Genomic DNA, 14,417 nt, shown 5'->3' with positions numbered 1-14,417 from the left:
TTTTATTGCCTATTATACTACTTATAATGTGGCCTCATATAATTCATCAAAATAATTTTGAAGATCTTGTCCCTCTAATAACTTCCTTCCAAAAGCACTTCCCACTATCACACCATCTACTAAACCATATAAATTTTCAATTTGATTTCTATTCCTTATACCAAACCCCCAAATCAAAGGTTTATCTGTTTCCAATCTTACTTCTCTTGCAAAATTAATTCCCTCTTGAGGAAGTTCATCTCGTTCACCTGTAACACCCTTAACCGATATAAAATAAAGAAAGCTTGGAGCTATTTTTATAATCTTTTCTCTTCTTTCCTTCCTTGTGGTAGGTGATATAAAAAGCACTAAATCTAAACCATATTTATTGAAAATGGGTAAAAGATCTTCACTCTCCTCAAGAGGAAGATCTGGTATGACAAGACCTTTTATTCCAATATCCTTAATTTTTTGAAGTCTTTCTTCTAATCTATCATACAGAAGATTAAAGTATAAAAGAAAAACTACATCTACCACTTTTGGTATCTCTGTATCTTTCAACCAACTTAATGTATTTTCCAAACTTACTCCACTTAGAATAGCTCTATAATTAATTTCTTGAAGTACAGGGCCATCTGCTACAGGATCAGAGAAGGGAATACCAAGTTCCAATATATCAATCTTATCTTTATTTTTAATAATAAAATTCTCTAAAAACTTAAAATCAGGAAAGCCAGCTACAAAAAAAGGGACAAAAACTAATTTCTTTTTTCTGTTTATTATTTTATATTGAAGGTTACTCATTTTTCCCCTCCCATAGAGCATAAATTATTCCAAGATCTTTATCTCCTCTCCCTGATAAATTAACAATTATAAGAGGTTCTTTTTCAGGAAAATCATCTCTATGCTCTATCAGATATCCTATAGCATGAGCACTCTCTAAAGCTGGAACTATACCTTCTAATTCTGAAAGGGCATAAAATCCTTTTATTGCTATATCATCAGTAGCAATATCATACTTCACCCTTCCTATTTTAGCTAAGTAACTATGTTCGGGACCAACCCCTGGATAATCAAGACCAGCAGAAACAGAGTGAGTAGGAGAAACATTACCATTTTCATCTTGGATAAGATACATTTTAGCACCATGAAGTATTCCAACTTTGCCAAAGTTTATACTTGCTGAATGTAGACCTGATTCTATACCCTTTCCTCCTCCCTCTACTCCTATAATCTTTACATTATCCTCTAAAAAGGGATAGAAAAGCCCTATAGAGTTACTACCACCGCCTACTGATGCAATAAGATAATCAGGTAATCTACCTTCAATTTCTAAAATCTGCTTTCTTGCCTCATCTCCTATTACCCTTTGGAAATCTCTTACAATCATAGGATAAGGATGAGGACCAACCACAGATCCTAAAAGATAATAACTATCTTCTGGATGAGCGACCCAATCTCTTAAAGCCTCATTTATTGCCTCTTTTAATGTCCTTGATCCTACCTTTACAGGAACAACTTCAGCTCCTAACAACTTCATTCTCAACACATTCATCTCTTGTCTTTTACAATCTTCTTCTCCCATATATACAGTACACTTAAAACCAAATAGTGCAGCTACAGTAGCAGTAGCAACACCATGCTGACCAGCCCCTGTTTCTGCTATTAATCTTTTTTTATTCATGTATTTAGCAAGTAATGCTTGTCCTACTGCATTATTGATTTTATGAGCTCCTGTATGACAAAGATCTTCTCTTTTTAAATATATCCTTGCTTTTAGCTTCTCAGAAAGTTTTGAGGCATAATATAGAGGAGTAGGTCTACCCACAAAATTTCTTAAATAATATTCATATTCCTTTTTAAAATTTTCATCTTGTTTTAGCTTATAGTATGCTAATTCCAGCTGTAATAAAGGTTCCATCAAAGTTTCAGGAACAAATCTTCCCCCAAACTCACCAAAATAGCCCCTTTCATCAGGAAGCTTTTCCGTCCTCATAACTGTAATCCCTCACCTTTCTCATAAATTTTGATATTTTTAAAAGGTCCTTCTTACCTATTTCAAATTCCACACCACTCGAAAGATCTATACCAAATGGTTTTAACCTAAGAACATCATAAACATTATCTTCTCTAATTCCACCTGCTATAATCGTTTTTGAGTTTATAATCCTTTTAGCCCTGCTTAGAAACTCCTCAAAAGATAAAGCAGAATTTTTACTCCTATCTAAAAGAACATAGGAAAACTGAGAAAAATAACTAACTCTTTCAGCCCAGTCTTCATACTGATCTGTGTTTATTGCCTTTATAAGAAAATACTCTCTAAACTTTTTCATAAACTCTAAATTTTCATCTCCATGAAACTGAATACCATCTAAAGAAACAATATCGAGAATTTTTTTAATTTCTTCTTCGCTCTGATTCATAAAAACTCCAATCTTCATAATTTTTAATCTATTAAGATGGGGACCAAGCTTTTCAAGCTTTTCAAAAGATATAAATCTTGGTGACCATGGTACAAAAACCAAACCAATAGCTGAAACTCCTTCTATCTCACAATGTAATGCAGTAATAATATCAGTTATTCCACAGATTTTAATCCACATCCTTCATATAGCTCCTTTATCTTTTCCTTGGGATTTTCTGAAGTTACAATACTTTCCCCTACAAGCACACCTCTAACTCCATACCTGTATAAAATTTTAATATCTTCTTTATCTTTGATACCACTTGCACTAATTACAAAAATATCCTTAGGAATGTATGATAAAAGTCTTATAGTATTTTTAATGTCAACTCTAAAACTACTAAGATCTCTATTATTTATCATTACTATTCGAGGATTTAGTTTTAAAACCTTCTTCAAATCCCTTTCATCATAGATTTCTATGATAGGTTCCATATCAAGTTTCATAATAAGCCTATATAAAGACTCCAGATCTTCCACTGGTAATATTCTTGCAATAAGCAAGATAGCATCAGCTCCTAATAATCTACCTTCATATATCTGCTCTGGAATAAGAATAAAATCTTTTTGAAGAAGGGGTTTTTTAGTAATATTCCTTGCTAGTTGAAGATTAGCAAGAGTAGCAGAGAAACTTTCTGCAGTAAGAATAGATATTGCAGAAATTTCATCTGCCATATCATAAATTCTTAAGATTTCAGAAATACTTAGAGACATGAGACTACCTTTTACAGGAGAAGATGGTTTTACTTCAGCTATTATATTAAATCTATTTTTTACGAGAGTATTGAAAAAATAGTCCTTTTCTTTATATGGAAAAGATGTTTGTATTTTATATATTCTGTTATATATTATTTTTCTTTTCTCCTCTACAAGTTTATCTAATATGTTCATTTATTACCCCTCCTCAGTCTCTCTAAATATTCATAGGTTTTACCAGAAAGAATATGGTTCTTTACATTATCAAATCCTTCTTTGACACTATTGACCTTCCCTAAAACCCAAAGAGCAAAAGAAGCATTTAAAGCAACAATATCAGTTTGGGCATCAGTTCCTTCCCCCTTAAAAATACTTTCCAAAATCTTAGCATTTTCTTCTGCAGTACCACCTAAGAAATCCTCAAATTTATACCTTTTTAAACCAATATCCTCAGGGGTAAAGTCAAAATAATCTATTTTATTACCTTTTACATAAGCCATAATTGTAGTACCACAAAGAGAAATCTCATCTATCCCATCGTCCTTTCCATGATAGAATAAAATATTCTCTCTTCCCAAAATAGAAGCTGCCTCTGCCATTTTCTTCATTAAATTTTCAGAATATACTCCTATTATCTGGCCTTGCAATTTTGCTGGATTAAGCATAGGTCCTGCCATATTAAAAATTGTTCCAACTCCTAACTCTCTCCTTACTTTTACTGCCTTTCCTACAACAGGATGGAAATAAGGAGCAAAAATTATACCAAGATTATTAGTCTCAATATTTTTAGCAATCTCCTCAGGATTATCACTACACTTAAAGCCTAAAACCTCAATAACATCAACACTTCCTGACTTACTGGACATGGCCCTATTACCATGCTTTGCTACTTTTATTCCCATACTTGCTAAAACAAATGCTACTGCAGTAGAGATATTAAAAGTATTAGATTTATCCCCTCCTGTACCACACACATCAATTGCAGGAGATACGTTTGGGATTTTTTTAGCTTTCTCAAACAGCCCAGAGACAAAACCTGCAAGCTCTTCTGGAACTTCTCCTTTAACCCTTAATCCCAGTAAAAATGCCCCCAATTGTGCTTCTGTAATCTCTTCCATATCCAAAATTTCAACCACATTCTTTGCTTCCTCAAATTTCAAATTTTTACCCTCAGATATCTTTTTAATATATTCTTTAATCATTACAAAACACCCCCTATTTTAAGGAAATTTTTAATTATATCCTTTCCAGATGGAGTAAATATGGACTCTGGATGAAATTGAAGACCATAAACTGGATTATCTTTATATTGAATTCCCATAATTAATTTATCTAAAGTCCAAGAAATTACTTTTAAATCAGGATGTAAGGTCTCCATATCCACTACTAACGAGTGATACCTGGTAGCTTGGAAGGGATTCTCTATGCCATTAAAGATAGGATTTCCATCATGATAAATAAGAGAAACCTTGCCATGCATAGGAATAGGTGCTCTTATAACTTTTGTGCCAAAAGCTGATGCTATAGCCTGATGTCCCAAACATATACCAAGAATGGGTAATTTATCCTTAAATTCTTTAACCACAGGAATACTTATACCTGCATTTTCAGGTATAGATGGACCTGGTGATATAACTATTGCCTTAGGTTTTAATCTATATATATCATCCAAAGATATATGATCATTTCTATATACTAAAACATCTGTATACTCTGCTAAATATTGATAAAGATTATAAGTAAATGAATCATAATTATCTATTAACAAAATCATAATCCATCTCCCCCGCCGTCTTTATAGCTTCAAATAATGCTTTCGCCTTATTTATACATTCCTCATATTCTCGTTTCTTTATAGAGTCATAAACAATACCAGCACCAGTTTGTAAATAAAGGTTTTTCCCATCTAAAAAGAATGTTCTTATGGAAATACATGTATCCAAATTTCCGTTTAACGATAAGTAACCAACACCTCCTGCGTAAGGTCCTCTTCTATATTTTTCAAGTTCTTCTATAATTTCCATTGCTCTAACCTTGGGTGCTCCAGAAACTGTCCCTGCAGGGAAGGAAGCTCTTAATACTTCAAGAGGATGAATTCCCTCTTTTATTCTACATGATACCGTACTAACAAGATGCATAACATGAGAGTATTTCTCTATTTTCATTACATTTTCTGCCCTCACTGTTCCTATTTCAGCTACTCTCCCAAGATCATTTCTTGCTAAATCAAGAAGCATGGTATGTTCTGCTCTTTCTTTTTCATCCTTTAATAGCTCCTCTTCCAAGTTTCTATCCTCTTCTTCCGTTTCTCCCCTTCTACGAGTTCCAGCAATAGGTCTTATCTCAGCCCTGTCACCTTCTACTTTTACCAAAGCCTCTGGAGAAGAACCAATAAGATACCTATTTTTAAATTTCAGATAAAACATATAAGGAGAAGGATTTATCAACCTTAAGGCTCTATATAAGAGATAGGGATCTCCTTCATATTCGGTATAGAATCTCTGAGAATAAACAACTTGAAAAATTTCTCCAGCCTTAATATATTCAATTGCCTTCTCCACGTTATTTTCATATTCTTCTTGAGAAGTTAGAGCTTCAATAGAAAACTCCTTTTTATAAGCTGGTACTCTTTGGGACTCTTTTTTAAATAGTTCCTTTATTTGAGCTAATCTTTCATTAATTCTCTCTTTTAATATTGGGTTTTCAATTTCTTCTTCTGGAACAACAAAAATCACACTTATTTTTCTTTTTAAATGATCAAAAACAACAAGAAAATTTACTAACTGGAACTCAGCCATAGGAAAGTTTAAATTATCTAAGGTTAATTCAGGAATTTTTTCCCACTGTCTCACAATATCGTAACTAAAATAACCCACAATACCCCCAATAAATCTTGGAAGTTCCTTCTTATTCCTTACATTTAAAACAGGATACTTTTGGGCAAGATAATTAATAATGTCATAATTTACATTCTTATCAAAACTCAAAATTTCCTTAGGTCCCCAGCTTATAAACGAATACCTACCAATCCTTTCTCCTCCTTCAGCACTCTCAAGAAGAAAAAGATATTCTTCTTCTCTTATCTTAGAGAGAAGACTGGTAGGAGTCTCATAATCTCCAGGAAAATCAAAAACCAAAGGAACATAGGTCTCTGTCATAATTTTCTCCATAAACTTTCACCTCCTTTTTACGAAGCTCAAAAGCCTATAAATAAAAAACCCTCTCGCCCTTTAAAGGGCGAGAGGGTTTACTCTCGCGGTGCCACCTTTATTGAGCATCATTGCCCATCTCTTTTTCGGGTACAGGAGAACACCATCGACTCCGATACCCTTTGCCCTGATAACGGTGGCAACTCCGGCATAGCTTACTCGGGAAGACTAATTTCTTCCCTTTCAGTATGCAGCTCCCAGGCCCATTCACTCCCCGCGCTGATAGCCGGCTTCCACCTTACCCGGCCTCTCTGGATCCCGCTTGGGAGCTACTCCTCCTGTTCACAGCCTTTATAGGGCAACTCTATTTAACTTTGGATGAAATTATACAACAAAAAGAAAAATTTTTCAAATTAACTGGAAAATTTAATTTTTCCTAATTTTTTTCTCTCTCTATTACTCCTCCACATATTACAAAATCATCTTTATAACAAACCAATATCTGCCCAGGAGTAACAGCCCATTGAGGTTCATCAAAAACTACAAAAACTTCCTTTTCTGATAAGATATGAAGAGTAGCTGGCGACGGTTTCATATTATATCTTATCATAGCATTTACTCTTAGCTCTTTCTCCTCAGGAATATATGACGGATAATTTACATTTACAGCATAAACCTCTCTTCTAAAAATTTTCTCTTTTTCTGCCACAAACACATTACCACTTTTTGTATCTATATCTTTTACATATACAGGCTTACCTAATGCTACCTTTAAACCTCTCCTTTGACCTATAGTAAAGGAAAAAATACCATCATGATATCCCACTATTTTCCCATCTTCCGTAACAATTTTCCCTGATTTCTCATTCACATATTGCTTTAAAAATTTTCTATAATCCTTGTCAGGTAAAAAACAAATTTCTTGACTCTCTCCTTTTTCTGCTACTATTAATCCATTATCACGAGCAATTCTACGTACTTCCTCTTTCGTTAAATTTCCCAAAGGAAAAAGAGCTTTGGATATCTGATCTTGGGTTAAAAAACTTAAAAAATAAGACTGATCTTTTTTCTGATCTTTTGCCCTTTTTAATAAAAAAACATTTTTTAATGGATCCCATACTTTCCTTACATAATGACCTGTCGCTAAATATTCAGCACCTAACTCTTGAACCTTTCTTAGTAAAAGATCAAACTTTATCAACCTATTACAAAACACACATGGATTTGGAGTATACCCATTTATATAAGAATCAATAAAATATTTAATTATCCTCTCTTCAAACTCTTTTTTAAGATTTACCACAAAATGAGGTATACCAAGACTATGTGCAACCCTCATAGCATCATTAATAGAACTCCATGAACAACAAGCCTCATATCTTTCCTGAGGTGTCAACGCTATATTCATAGTTAAACCAATAACTTCAAAACCCTCTTTCTTCAATAAGAGAGCAGTAACCGAACTATCAACTCCTCCACTCATGCCTACTGCAACCTTGATTTTTTCACGCATAAACAACCCTTAACAAATGAATATTAAATATTCTCATCTTTTTTTAAAATATTTATTTTTTTCTTGACAAATTTCACAATCCATTATATTTTATAAAAAATTTTTGATTTTTGAAGAGACAAAAAATGAAAATTGGAAGACCACAATTAATAGATGAGGTTAATAAAGGACAAATTTTAAAACTCTTAAGAGAAGAGGGTCCGATTTCTCGTGCAGAAATAGCTCGTAGACTTGGTCTCAGTCGACCTACTGTTTCTACTCACATAAGAGAGCTCATAAAAGAAGGATTAGTATATGAAGTAGGTAAAGGAAAAAGTAGTAAAGGTAGAAAAGGTATTTTATTAAAATATAATGCTAAATATGGATATTTCTTAGCAGGAGACATTGAAGGATCTATAATGAGATTTGCAATATCAGATCTTTGTGGAGAAATTCTTTATGAAAAAGTATTATCCTTAAATGAACTTAGAGAAAAAAATATGATGCAACCCGAAAAACTTGTAGAGATAATGAAGACCTTTGTTTACGAAAATAAAATAAACTCTGAACACATAAAAGTCATTTCCATAGGAATAGCAGGTATAATTGAGGAAGGAAAACTCATTTTTGCCCCAAACCTTCCAGAATGGAATCATACACCTCTAAAATCTCTCATAGAAACAGGATTTCCTAATACCTTTATAATACTGGAAAACGATGTAAATATGGCTGTAATGGGAGAATTTTGGAAGGGAGCAGGAAAAGGCCACAAAAATATTGTATATATGAATTTAAGTACAGGAATTGGTGCAGGTATCATGATAGATGAAAAATTATATGAAGGAGCAAATAAATTTGCAGGAGAAATTGCATATATGGTTTTAGGCAACCGACATGATGAATATCCAGGATTAGAATATACACCTTTGGGAGCCTTAGAATGGGTAGTTTCAGGAATAAGAATAATAGAAAAGGCAAAATCTATAGATCCTAAATATAACCTAATAGAAAAAATATTTGAAGATTATAATAAGGTATATGAAATTACTGAGCTTATTAACAAGGTAAGCGAATACTTAGCAAAAGCGGTGGTAAACATTGTAAGTATATTAGATCCAGAAGTTATAATTGTAGGCGGAATTGTAGGAAAATTTTTAAACATATTACTTTCCAAAATGCAACCTGTAATAGAATATTACTTACCAATTCCAGTAAAAATTATACCTTCTGCTCTATATCCAAAAACAGTAATCTATGGAGCTATATATAAGGCTATAAATCATTACCACACAAAACCCGTTATTGTATAGTCAAATCTCAATTAGCTTTTTAGCTTTATCAAGTCGATCTTTTAAATTTCTTAAAGAGTCTAAGTATCCAAAAGTTGGCTTTTCAATCTTAATATTATATATGGTTAAAGATTGCGGGTTATGCTCATGTCCACATATTACAAAATCAGCCTTATTTTTTAAAATAACTTCCCCCAATTTTTCACTTCCTAAATAAGCAGAAAAGAAATTTTTTATCATTACTAATTCCTTAAAAGGAAGCATATGAGTTATAACTATCTTATTAAAATTTTCAACCTTATAAAAATCTTTTTCTAACTCCTCAATAAATAGCTTACAAATCTCTATATTACTCAGACAATTTCCATTGATATTAGTAAAATTTATTAATTTCCAAAACGTTTCCCTCCATTTTAAACCCCTAAATACTCCTTTATCATAATCTTCCTTTGGATAGTCACTATTACCCAAAGTGTAATCATACCAACCTAAGGTACCCAAAAATGCCCATTTACCAGTAATAAAAGGATTTCTGGGAAGAAAATGAATCCCAAAATCCTCACAAATATTAGGCAGTATGTAGTAATATTTATCGGTACTGGTTATTTTCCCTTCTTTCCATACATCATGATTTCCAGGAACAAAAACAATATTAATGTTAGTATAAGAAAATTCTTCAAAAAATAGCTCCACTTCCCATATCTTAGAAGATATATCTCCTCCAATAATCAAAATATTTGGATTATCAGTTAATAGATAATCCCTAATTTTTCTTAAAATTTCTCTCTCTTCCTGTAGATTTAAGCCATTTCTAAGTCTAATATAATCTAAATGAAGATCTGAGATAGCAAGGATTCTCATTTAACAATCTTGAGAAATTTAAAGAAATGGAATAAATTTAAGATAAATTTAACTACAGGATCAAGAAAAGAATAAACAAGAGAATCCTTCAGAATAAGAATTTTGTAATCATTTGGCAAAAAATTTATTAACAATGCATAAACAATAATTATAATTCCGCCGCCTAACACAACCCTTAAAAGGAAATTGGGTAACACTAAAAGAAAATAACTGAATACAAAGGTCAAAATAAAACTTACAATGTTAGCAGGAAGATGAATAGGGATTTTAATATATTTCATATAAAGAGGAGTAAGAAAAGAGGAAAAATAAAATGCTATAACCAAAGAAATTAAAAGCACTATTTTATTAGAAAATATATCTTTTAAGCCCTTAATAGCCAAGCCCAAAATTGTAATAGCACATATTAAATCAAAGATCATGATCCCTACTCCTCATAAGTTATCATTACTCTTAAACTTTTACCACTCAATCCTACTTCTATTGCTTTATGAATTTCAGATAAAGGAAACTTATGAGAAACTACTTTTGAAACATTTATTCTTCCATCTTCTATTAAGCGTAATGCCCTACTATTTGTAAAAGGATTAACAAAAGATCCCATAATAGTCAACTCTCGATAATAAACGTCAAAAGGAGAAATACTTATCAAATCTTCCTTTGGAGAAACACCAAAAATGAGTACTTTTCCACCTCTTCTTACATTATTAATTGTCAACGATACAGTTTCTTTCTTTCCCACAGCTTCAATACCCACATCCACTCCTCTACCATTCGTTAACTCTTTAATAAAAGAAGAAACTTCATCAGATGGACTTAAAACATAAGACGCTCCAAGTTCCTTAGCTATTTTTCTTTTCCCTTCGTCTATCTCAACTACAATAACCGAACTTGCACCATAAAAATATGATAACTGAAGAAGTATCAAACCCAAAGCTCCTGCTCCAACTATAAGAACTGTATCTCCCAAATGAATACCTATTCTTTCAATTCCATGTAAAGCACATGCAACTGGTTCCATCATAGCTCCTTCTATAGGAGAAACCTTTTCTGAGAAAGAATATGCCTGTTTAAATGGAACCTTACAATACTCAGCAAACCCCCCATCCATATCAACTCCTATAGCCCTCAAATTTTCACATAGATGTATTTCTCCTCTTCTGCAGAAATAACAATGCCCACAAGCAATATTAGGATCAACAGCCACCAAATCACCCTCTTTTATGCCTAACACATTTCTCCCTACTTTAACTACTCTTCCAGCAAATTCATGTCCTCTTACAATATCGTCCTTCGCATAGCCTTTACCAGCAAAAATATGTAAATCAGTACCACATATTCCTGATGCAAGCACCTTAATTAATATCTCATCATCATTAACTAAAGGTTCTGGTTTATCTATTAAATTGATTTTCCCCTTTTTCCAAACAGCAGCAAGCATATTAAAACCTCCCGAAAATAGACAATTTAATTTTTATTTTACAATATAAAATCTATGTGGTAAAATTTTTAAAAAGTAAATTAATTTTATTTTTTCTTCCCCCTTAAAACTAATAAAAAAATCCATAATTAAAGGAGGGTAAAAGATGAGGTACAGAAAGATGAATAAAATTGATGTAACTGTTTCCTCATTAGGCTTTGGCGCTATGAGACTTCCCACTTTAGGTAGTGATTCTCAAATAGACGAGCCAAAAGCTATAGAATTGATTAGATATGCCATAGATCATGGGGTAAATTATGTGGATACCGCATATGGTTATCATGGTGGACAGAGCGAGATATTAGTTGGAAAAGCCTTAAAAGACGGTTATAGAGATAAAACATATCTTGCCACAAAACTACCTGTTTGGTTTGTTAACAAAAAAGAAGATATGGATCGACTCCTTAATGAACAACTGAAAAAATTAGACACAGATCATATAGATTTTTACTTGCTACATGCACTAAATAGAGAAAGCTGGCAAAAAGTGTACAACCTTGGTGTTCTTGAATGGGGAGAAAGGATGAAAGAAAAAAATCTAATAAGATTTTTTGGCTTTTCTTTCCATGATGACTTAGACACATTTAAAAAGATTATTGATGCTTACGATTGGGATTTTTGCCAAATTCAATATAACTATATGGATGTAGATTATCAAGCAGGAAGAGAAGGACTTTTATATGCCTATAATAAAGGGATAAATGTGGTCGTAATGGAACCTCTAAGAGGAGGCAGATTAGCAAGACCTCCTAAGGACGTCATGGATTTAATCAATAGCTACAAAATTAAAAGAAGCCCTGTGGAATGGGCTCTCCTATGGCTATGGAATCATAAAGAAATATCTACTGTACTTTCTGGTATGAGCACCTTAGAGCAAGTTAAAGAGAATATTGAAATTGCAGATAAGGCTGAAGTTGGTATTCTATCCCAAGAAGAGTTAGAATTTGTAGAAAAACTAAGACTTGCATTTCTTGGGAGGAAAGCTATTGATTGTACTCAATGTGGTTACTGTATGCCATGTCCATATGGGGTAAATATTCCAAGAAACTTTTTCCTATATAATGAAGGTATCAGATATGATGATTGGGGTGCTCCCCGTTGGGAATATAATTATTCCATGAGAGAAGAAGAAAGAGCAAGCAATTGTCAAGAATGCGGTGTATGTGAAACAAAATGTCCTCAACAATTACCCATAAGAGAACTCCTTAAGAAAGTACATGAGGCGTTAGCCCAAAAATAATAAGGGGAAGGGATTAACCCTTCCCCTTATATTTCTTTAAATGCTGAAGGACATATATCTTTTAAGATACATTCTTCACATTTTGGAGTTTTAGCTTTACATATGTTTCTTCCATGATGTATTAAAAGATAAGAAAAATTAGCCCATTCATCTCTTGGTACAATCTTCATCAAGTCTTGTTCCATTTTATCTCTATTTTTCTCTTTACTAAGATCTAATCTTTTAGAAAGTCTTGCCACATGTGTATCTATCACAATTCCTTCATTTTTGCCATAACCTGCTGAAAGAACCACATTAGCAGTTTTTCTCGCCACACCAGGGAGCTTTAATAATTCCTCCATAGTATCGGGAACTTTTCCACCATATTCCTCTACTATAATTTGGGCACAACTTTTTATAAATTTAGCCTTGTTTCTATAGTAATTTATGGATTTTATATCTTGTTCCAACTCCTCTTGAGGTACTTTTAAATAATCTTCAGGAGATTTATATTTTTTAAATAAATTTTCGGTAACCATATTAACTCTCTCATCAGTTGTTTGGGCCGAAAGAATTGTTGCAACTAAAAGTTCCCATGGATTAGAAAATTTTAGAGCTATTTTAGGCTCATAAACTCCTTTAAGTCTATTAATCAATTCCTTTACTCTTTCTTTCTTGTCCATAGTATAAAACCACCCCCAAAAATAAATAGCTATTAAAGTTTATCATAAACTTGTATAATCAATTAGTGAACTATAAAAAGTGAAAGGAGGCTTAAGAGTGGATATAAAAACTATACTAAAGAACCTATCAAATCTGGATGGTCCTTCAGGTTATGAATATAAAGTAATAGAGTATATAAAAACCGAAGCAGAAAAAATCCCAAATACTACCAACTATGTTGATAATCAGGGAAATCTTATCGTAAAAAGGGAAGGAAAAGGCAAAAAAATAGCCCTTTTTGCTCACACCGATGAAATAGGTTTTGTAATTACTAAGAAAGAATTAGGTAATTATTTCAGATTTCACACCTTTGGTGGAGTAGATCCTAAGATTGTAATTTCTCAAAGGCTGAGAATACATACAAAAAAAGGTATAGCTTATGGTGTGGTAGGAATGTTAGAACCTCATTTACAAACGGAAGAGATGAGACAAAGAGTTTTAACTTTTGATGACTTATTCATGGATGTGGTAGAAAATTCAGAATATGTATCTATAGGAGATTTAGCTACTTTTTCATCAGAGGCTTTTGAATTAAATGAAAAGTATGTAACGGGAAAAGCCTTAGACAATAGAGCAAGTTGTACTACTTTACTTTATACTTTATATCTTTTAAATCAATATGTAGTAGAAAATGAGGTATATTTTGTCTTTTCTGTAAGAGAAGAAGATGGAACTTCAGGAGCTTCTACTTCTGCATATCACATAAATCCTGATCTTGCTATAGTATTAGATGTAACTCATGGGGATATATATAGACCAGGTTATCCCAAAATTGAAACAGGTAAAGGTCCAGTATTAGATATTGGAACCATGGTTGATTATAAATATTTTGAAAAAATCAAAAATATCGCTGAAAAAATATCAGTAAACTACCAAATAGAACCAAATGGAGAACACAGTCATACTGATACAGACAGAATCCAAATAACAAGGGAAGGTATTCCAACTCTACTAATCTCTATACCCTTAAGATACATGCATACACCATATGAAGTAGTAAATATAAAAGATATAGAAGAAACGGCAAGACTTCTAAGTTATTTCATAGCTACTGGAGGTGAATAA

Annotated in this window: 15 protein-coding genes and 1 other annotated feature; of the genes, 3 read left to right on the top strand and 12 right to left on the bottom strand. The window is 32.6% G+C overall.

All coding sequences use genetic code 11. The features are described from left to right. Window positions 1-21: 21 nt before the first annotated feature. The 8 genes from trpA to mnmA all read right to left on the bottom strand — a co-directional run bounded on the left by trpA (window position 22) and on the right by mnmA (window position 7,801). Window positions 22-783 carry a tryptophan synthase subunit alpha gene (gene trpA, locus ACY3JM_RS03805; RefSeq protein WP_463082507.1) on the bottom strand — a complete coding sequence of 254 codons (762 nt, stop codon included), beginning with the start codon at window positions 781-783 and terminating at the stop codon, window positions 22-24. Beyond that, complete coding sequence (trpB, locus tag ACY3JM_RS03800) at window positions 776-1,975, bottom strand: tryptophan synthase subunit beta (protein WP_463092452.1); 1,200 nt, start codon at window positions 1,973-1,975, stop codon at window positions 776-778. The genes trpA and trpB overlap by 8 nt, the downstream gene beginning before the upstream one ends. Next, window positions 1,953-2,582 carry a phosphoribosylanthranilate isomerase gene (locus ACY3JM_RS03795; RefSeq protein ID WP_463082509.1) on the bottom strand — a complete coding sequence of 210 codons (630 nt, stop codon included), beginning with the start codon at window positions 2,580-2,582 and terminating at the stop codon, window positions 1,953-1,955. The genes trpB and ACY3JM_RS03795 overlap by 23 nt, the downstream gene beginning before the upstream one ends. Further along, window positions 2,558-3,334, bottom strand: coding sequence for an indole-3-glycerol phosphate synthase TrpC (locus ACY3JM_RS03790; RefSeq protein WP_463082510.1), 777 nt, complete (start codon window positions 3,332-3,334; stop codon window positions 2,558-2,560). The genes ACY3JM_RS03795 and ACY3JM_RS03790 overlap by 25 nt, the downstream gene beginning before the upstream one ends. Next, window positions 3,331-4,341: an anthranilate phosphoribosyltransferase gene (trpD, locus tag ACY3JM_RS03785; protein WP_463082511.1), complete on the bottom strand. Its 1,011-nt coding sequence runs from the start codon at window positions 4,339-4,341 to the stop codon at window positions 3,331-3,333. Before trpD ends, ACY3JM_RS03790 begins: the two co-directional genes overlap by 4 nt. Further along, on the bottom strand, window positions 4,341-4,913 hold the full coding sequence (locus tag ACY3JM_RS03780; RefSeq protein WP_463082512.1) for an anthranilate synthase component II: 573 nt from the start codon (window positions 4,911-4,913) through the stop codon (window positions 4,341-4,343). Before ACY3JM_RS03780 ends, trpD begins: the two co-directional genes overlap by 1 nt. Beyond that, the gene (trpE, locus tag ACY3JM_RS03775) at window positions 4,894-6,309 is read right to left on the bottom strand and encodes an anthranilate synthase component I (RefSeq protein WP_463111743.1); all 1,416 of its coding nucleotides are present in this window, start codon (window positions 6,307-6,309) and stop codon (window positions 4,894-4,896) included. Before trpE ends, ACY3JM_RS03780 begins: the two co-directional genes overlap by 20 nt. Before the next feature lie 60 nt (window positions 6,310-6,369). Beyond that, window positions 6,370-6,643: a binding site (T-box leader), on the bottom strand. An 81-nt stretch (window positions 6,644-6,724) separates the two neighbouring features. Beyond that, window positions 6,725-7,801: a tRNA 2-thiouridine(34) synthase MnmA gene (gene mnmA / locus ACY3JM_RS03770; protein ID WP_463111742.1), complete on the bottom strand. Its 1,077-nt coding sequence runs from the start codon at window positions 7,799-7,801 to the stop codon at window positions 6,725-6,727. A gap of 110 nt (window positions 7,802-7,911) precedes the next feature. Between mnmA and ACY3JM_RS03765 the strand changes: the two genes are divergently transcribed. Beyond that, window positions 7,912-9,090, top strand: a complete 1,179-nt coding sequence (locus tag ACY3JM_RS03765) for an ROK family protein (protein ID WP_463111741.1) — start codon at window positions 7,912-7,914, stop codon at window positions 9,088-9,090. On the opposite strand, the gene ACY3JM_RS03760 is transcribed toward ACY3JM_RS03765, so the two are convergent. The 3 genes from ACY3JM_RS03760 to ACY3JM_RS03750 are packed head-to-tail and all read right to left on the bottom strand — an operon-like array spanning window position 9,091 to window position 11,371. Then, on the bottom strand, window positions 9,091-9,930 hold the full coding sequence (locus ACY3JM_RS03760; RefSeq protein ID WP_463082516.1) for a metallophosphoesterase: 840 nt from the start codon (window positions 9,928-9,930) through the stop codon (window positions 9,091-9,093). Beyond that, window positions 9,927-10,352, bottom strand: coding sequence for a hypothetical protein (locus tag ACY3JM_RS03755; protein ID WP_463082517.1), 426 nt, complete (start codon window positions 10,350-10,352; stop codon window positions 9,927-9,929). Before ACY3JM_RS03755 ends, ACY3JM_RS03760 begins: the two co-directional genes overlap by 4 nt. Window positions 10,353-10,357: 5 nt before the next feature. After that, window positions 10,358-11,371 carry a zinc-dependent alcohol dehydrogenase family protein gene (locus tag ACY3JM_RS03750; protein ID WP_463082518.1) on the bottom strand — a complete coding sequence of 338 codons (1,014 nt, stop codon included), beginning with the start codon at window positions 11,369-11,371 and terminating at the stop codon, window positions 10,358-10,360. Window positions 11,372-11,516: 145 nt separating this feature from the next. Between ACY3JM_RS03750 and ACY3JM_RS03745 the strand changes: the two genes are divergently transcribed. Then, the gene (locus ACY3JM_RS03745; protein WP_463082519.1) at window positions 11,517-12,650 is read left to right on the top strand and encodes an aldo/keto reductase; all 1,134 of its coding nucleotides are present in this window, start codon (window positions 11,517-11,519) and stop codon (window positions 12,648-12,650) included. A gap of 26 nt (window positions 12,651-12,676) precedes the next feature. On the opposite strand, the gene nth is transcribed toward ACY3JM_RS03745, so the two are convergent. After that, window positions 12,677-13,312 carry an endonuclease III gene (gene nth / locus ACY3JM_RS03740; protein WP_463082520.1) on the bottom strand — a complete coding sequence of 212 codons (636 nt, stop codon included), beginning with the start codon at window positions 13,310-13,312 and terminating at the stop codon, window positions 12,677-12,679. A gap of 97 nt (window positions 13,313-13,409) precedes the next feature. Between nth and ACY3JM_RS03735 the strand changes: the two genes are divergently transcribed. Beyond that, window positions 13,410-14,417, top strand: a complete 1,008-nt coding sequence (locus tag ACY3JM_RS03735) for a M28 family peptidase (RefSeq protein WP_463082521.1) — start codon at window positions 13,410-13,412, stop codon at window positions 14,415-14,417.

This window comes from Dictyoglomus sp. SSW (genome assembly GCF_055181335.1).
The sequence above is the reverse complement of the archived record's forward strand: the minus strand, read 5'-3'. Positions and strand labels throughout refer to the sequence as shown.

What these genes read in the sequence shown, in the direction of transcription:
- trpB (WP_463092452.1), bottom strand. Translation starts at nt 1,975, where the DNA reads ATGAGGACGGAAAAGCTTCCTGATGAAAGGGGCTATTTTGGTGAGTTT.
- trpE (WP_463111743.1), bottom strand. Translation starts at nt 6,309, where the DNA reads ATGGAGAAAATTATGACAGAGACCTATGTTCCTTTGGTTTTTGATTTT.
- ACY3JM_RS03745 (WP_463082519.1), top strand. Translation starts at nt 11,517, where the DNA reads ATGAGGTACAGAAAGATGAATAAAATTGATGTAACTGTTTCCTCATTA.
- trpA (WP_463082507.1), bottom strand. Translation starts at nt 783, where the DNA reads ATGAGTAACCTTCAATATAAAATAATAAACAGAAAAAAGAAATTAGTT.
- ACY3JM_RS03760 (WP_463082516.1), bottom strand. Translation starts at nt 9,930, where the DNA reads ATGAGAATCCTTGCTATCTCAGATCTTCATTTAGATTATATTAGACTT.
- trpD (WP_463082511.1), bottom strand. Translation starts at nt 4,341, where the DNA reads ATGATTAAAGAATATATTAAAAAGATATCTGAGGGTAAAAATTTGAAA.
- ACY3JM_RS03780 (WP_463082512.1), bottom strand. Translation starts at nt 4,913, where the DNA reads ATGATTTTGTTAATAGATAATTATGATTCATTTACTTATAATCTTTAT.
- ACY3JM_RS03750 (WP_463082518.1), bottom strand. Translation starts at nt 11,371, where the DNA reads ATGCTTGCTGCTGTTTGGAAAAAGGGGAAAATCAATTTAATAGATAAA.
- nth (WP_463082520.1), bottom strand. Translation starts at nt 13,312, where the DNA reads ATGGACAAGAAAGAAAGAGTAAAGGAATTGATTAATAGACTTAAAGGA.
- ACY3JM_RS03755 (WP_463082517.1), bottom strand. Translation starts at nt 10,352, where the DNA reads ATGATCTTTGATTTAATATGTGCTATTACAATTTTGGGCTTGGCTATT.
- mnmA (WP_463111742.1), bottom strand. Translation starts at nt 7,801, where the DNA reads ATGCGTGAAAAAATCAAGGTTGCAGTAGGCATGAGTGGAGGAGTTGAT.
- ACY3JM_RS03790 (WP_463082510.1), bottom strand. Translation starts at nt 3,334, where the DNA reads ATGAACATATTAGATAAACTTGTAGAGGAGAAAAGAAAAATAATATAT.
- ACY3JM_RS03795 (WP_463082509.1), bottom strand. Translation starts at nt 2,582, where the DNA reads ATGTGGATTAAAATCTGTGGAATAACTGATATTATTACTGCATTACAT.